Source organism: Coleofasciculus sp. FACHB-712 (genome assembly GCF_014695635.1).
Taxonomy (GTDB): domain Bacteria; phylum Cyanobacteriota; class Cyanobacteriia; order Cyanobacteriales; family FACHB-T130; genus FACHB-T130.
Genome location: NZ_JACJOQ010000317.1, coordinates 1 through 3,401 on the forward strand (window position 1 = coordinate 1; position 3,401 = coordinate 3,401).

Genomic DNA, 3,401 nt, shown 5'->3' on the forward strand with positions numbered 1-3,401 from the left:
AATCCTAGGGCGTCTGCATCCCACATCATCTCGCCCGTCTGAGGATTGATATGGAAGTCTTGAGGACGTTTACCTGTCAGCAGATAAATCGCAGTCAATCCTAGACTATAAATATCGCTTGCGTAGACAGGTTTACCCGCTGCTTGTTCTGGGGGCATATAACCCAGCGTCCCGACAGCAATTGATTGACTGATATCGCTTTGGGCGTCTACCGTCCTATCAATGATTTCCTTGGCGATGCCAAAATCGATTAAAACAGGCTTGTCATCCTGTTGTCGCAGAATAATATTGCTCGGTTTGATGTCTCGGTGGATAATCCCTTTGGTGTGGATATAATCCAAAACTGGCAAGAGACTTGCTAGCATTTCCTTGACTAATTTTTCGCCCAGAAGTCCCTGCTGTTGCAATTTTTGACTCAGGGTGAAACCTTCAATCCATTCCTGAACTAAGTAAAACTGCTCTTTTTCTTCAAAATAAGCGTGCAACCGAGGAATTTGTTCGTTTCCTTCACCCAGTTGCTCTAAAATAGCTGCCTCTCGCTGAAATCGCTCTTGAACGAGTTGATAAACTTGGGGGTTGTTGGTGACAGGTTTCAGTTGCTTGATGACACAGATACGACGAGAAGGCATATGGGTGTCTTCCGCCAAAAAGGTTTCGCCAAACCCACCTGTTCCCAACGCCCGAATGATGCGATAGCGGTTATTTAAGAGCGTCGGTGTCATCTCAGTTTACGCTGTTACTGGTTGCTGGTGATTCTATACAAGCATCATAGCTGGGAGCGATCGCGCTAAATTGTGGGGGTCCAAAGATGCGATCGCTCATAATTGAATAGACATAGGAAAGCTTATGGCTGTAAAGATTATTGAATTTTTAGGTATGAATACTCACGCTTTAACAGCTTCCGAGTATCAATCAGCTGAGAAGTTATGTCCATACCTTGGTAAAACTTGTAAAAAAATTAACCGAGAGCTTGAACAAAAACCGATGTGTGTGGTTGAAAGTAGCGGCGGCGTTCCGTTGATTGTTTGCGAGCATAGGCTTTTGTCTACAGATATGCAGAATCCAACCTCATATCAGCGCTCGCGCTTATTTGAAATATCACAAGTCATCATATCAGCGCTCGCGCTTATTTGAAATATCACAAGTCATCTTTGAGGCTGGTATAGCAGCCCAAGATATTGAATATAGGTATGAGGTTACAACGAGACTCAGGCAAAGGGCAGACTTTATTTTGAGAGACAAGAGAAATGGCGATGCCTGCATTCTTGAAATTCAGGGAGGTGGGGAAACAAGTTCTACAAGAATTCTTACCGACCATGTAACTAAATGGGAAAATGGAGAGGACGTAAGATTAGATAGTTTTCCTGCACGAGTTACAAAAACTGGTAGAGTAACCACTCCAGGCTTAATTCCGGCTAATGCTTGGAGACGCTTGCAAGAACAGTTAATCGTAAAAGGAGGAATATGCGTCAGTTCCGATAAAAAATTTGTAGCGGCAATGGGTAAAACTATCTATCTACACCTACTCAGGAAATTACCTGATATTGAAACCCTGAAGCGCCAGAAGAGTGGGGAATTGAATTGTGCATTTATCCCTTATGAAATTACAAAGGATGAAGCCATTAATTTTTATATTAATATAGATAATGTTTTGTATTTAGACCTTCAAGAATTGGTTGAGAGACTAATTAAGTATGGGGTGAGAGATGATGAACTCTTTACAACTAGCATGATCTCTTTAGAAGAGAGCTAATTGTTTGAAAGTAGGATTTGAGCTTTCTTTCAAAAGCTGATGCCCTTTTTCAACATAAACTATTCGTTCGGCAATGTACTTGGCAACATAAACTGTAACAGCATTACCTAAGACTCGGAATCGACGAGAGTCCAATCCAAAGGGAATCCCTAAAGTTTCTCGTACTCCGAAGGAGTCATCCGTCTTACAGACAACATCTGAGCTGCCTCTTGAATCAAGAGTCCAAGTTTCTCCGTCATTACGGAATCCTTTTGACTGCGGGCCCGCTGTATGCTTTCTTCCAACTGAGGCGTGCTGGATAGAATAGATACTTGATTTTTTATTGCTTTTTCTAGAGCTGGTGGTAATGGCTTGTTCCTTGCACTGGCTCGATCTAGTAGAGATTTTAAATGGTCTGTCGTCAAGAAGAACCTGAGCGGAACGGATTGAGCCAAGACTTCCGACAAGGAAGATTCTTCTACGTCTCTGGAGTGTTCCGAAAAATTTAGAGTCAAACACTCTCCACGAAACGCCATACCCGCTTCCTTCCAAGGCATGGAGGACAACTGCAAAATCTCTTCCAGAGTTGCTATTGAGCAATCCTGGGACATTTTCGAGGACAATCCATCGAGGTTGTCGTTGCTTAACCAGTCGGATAAATTCGTGAAACAGTCCACTTCTTTCTCCCTTTAAACCCTTTCTTTTACCTTGGTTTGCTAAGGACAAATCTTGGCAAGGAAATCCTGCGACGTAGACCTCGGCATGGGGAATTTGCTCATTTTCGATCTCGGCAATATCACCATACAATGGAACATCAAGCCAGTGCTTTTTTAACACCTTTCTGCAAAAGGGATCTATTTCGCACTGCATGACGACTTCCATCCCTGCCATTTCAAAGCCGAGATCGAAGCCTCCAATACCAGAAAAAAACGATGCTACTCGCAAACGCCTTTCCATTATGCTCATATCCATTGGGTTACTGGCTCAGTATACCCAATATGTTGGGTACAGCCAAGAGCATTGAAGTTGGAACATCAATGATAACTGTACGATGGAGGCTAAAGGAGTTTCTTGAGCGTGAGGCAATAACTCAGTATCAATTGATGAAGCTTGCTCAAGGTAGAGTCAGCAAGAATACAATCGGCAGCGCCGTGCGTAATGAGCTAAACGGTGTTCAGTTTAGTACGTTAGCAGCAATCGTCGAGGTTCTGGAGTCGCATCTTGGCAGGCAAATCAGTATTAGCGAGTTAATTGAGGTCACAAGAGACATCCTTGAAGAGTAAAGGTGTCATCAGTTGAGCACGTCTGCTAACCTATTGAGAATCATTACACTGATACACTTGTACCTACCCGAACAGCCTAATTGACCAGCGCCTATGGTCTATGTCAAGCGAGTGGAACTCAGTAACTTCAAATCCTTCGGCGGCACTACCTCAATTCCGTTGCTGCCGGGGTTTACCGTGGTTTCTGGCCCTAATGGTTCGGGGAAGTCGAATATTCTTGATGCGTTGCTGTTTTGCCTCGGACTCGCCAGTTCTAAGGGAATGCGGGCGGAACGCTTGCCGGATTTGGTGAATCACAACCAAACCCATCGCGGCACGGTGGAGACTAGCGTGACGGTGACGTTTGATTTGTCTGATGTACCGGATGCTTTCGCAGATGAGGAGGA

Annotated in this window: 6 protein-coding genes; 4 read left to right on the forward strand and 2 right to left on the reverse strand. The window is 44.0% G+C overall.

Translation table 11 applies throughout. From position 1 onward, the window contains the following. On the reverse strand, nucleotides 1–722 hold a 722-nt coding region (locus H6F50_RS08210; RefSeq protein WP_190428241.1), incomplete at its 3' end, for a serine/threonine-protein kinase. A gap of 124 nt (nucleotides 723–846) precedes the next feature. On the opposite strand from H6F50_RS08210, the gene H6F50_RS08215 reads away from it, so the two are divergent. Together H6F50_RS08215 and H6F50_RS08220 are read left to right on the forward strand one after the other, a co-directional pair. Beyond that, complete coding sequence (locus tag H6F50_RS08215; protein ID WP_190428242.1) at nucleotides 847–1,134, forward strand: NotI family restriction endonuclease; 288 nt, start codon at nucleotides 847–849, stop codon at nucleotides 1,132–1,134. Beyond that, the gene (locus H6F50_RS08220) at nucleotides 1,091–1,753 is read left to right on the forward strand and encodes a hypothetical protein (RefSeq protein WP_190428243.1); all 663 of its coding nucleotides are present in this window, start codon (nucleotides 1,091–1,093) and stop codon (nucleotides 1,751–1,753) included. Before H6F50_RS08215 ends, H6F50_RS08220 begins: the two co-directional genes overlap by 44 nt. On the opposite strand, the gene dcm is transcribed toward H6F50_RS08220, so the two are convergent. Beyond that, on the reverse strand, nucleotides 1,739–2,704 hold the full coding sequence (gene dcm, locus H6F50_RS08225) for a DNA (cytosine-5-)-methyltransferase (protein WP_190428244.1): 966 nt from the start codon (nucleotides 2,702–2,704) through the stop codon (nucleotides 1,739–1,741). The two genes, H6F50_RS08220 and dcm, sit on opposite strands and share 15 nt — an antisense overlap. 26 nt (nucleotides 2,705–2,730) lie before the next feature. On the opposite strand from dcm, the gene H6F50_RS08230 reads away from it, so the two are divergent. Next, complete coding sequence (locus H6F50_RS08230) at nucleotides 2,731–3,015, forward strand: hypothetical protein (protein ID WP_190428245.1); 285 nt, start codon at nucleotides 2,731–2,733, stop codon at nucleotides 3,013–3,015. Nucleotides 3,016–3,108: 93 nt separating this feature from the next. Beyond that, on the forward strand, nucleotides 3,109–3,401 hold a 293-nt coding region (locus H6F50_RS08235; RefSeq protein WP_190428246.1), incomplete at its 3' end, for an AAA family ATPase.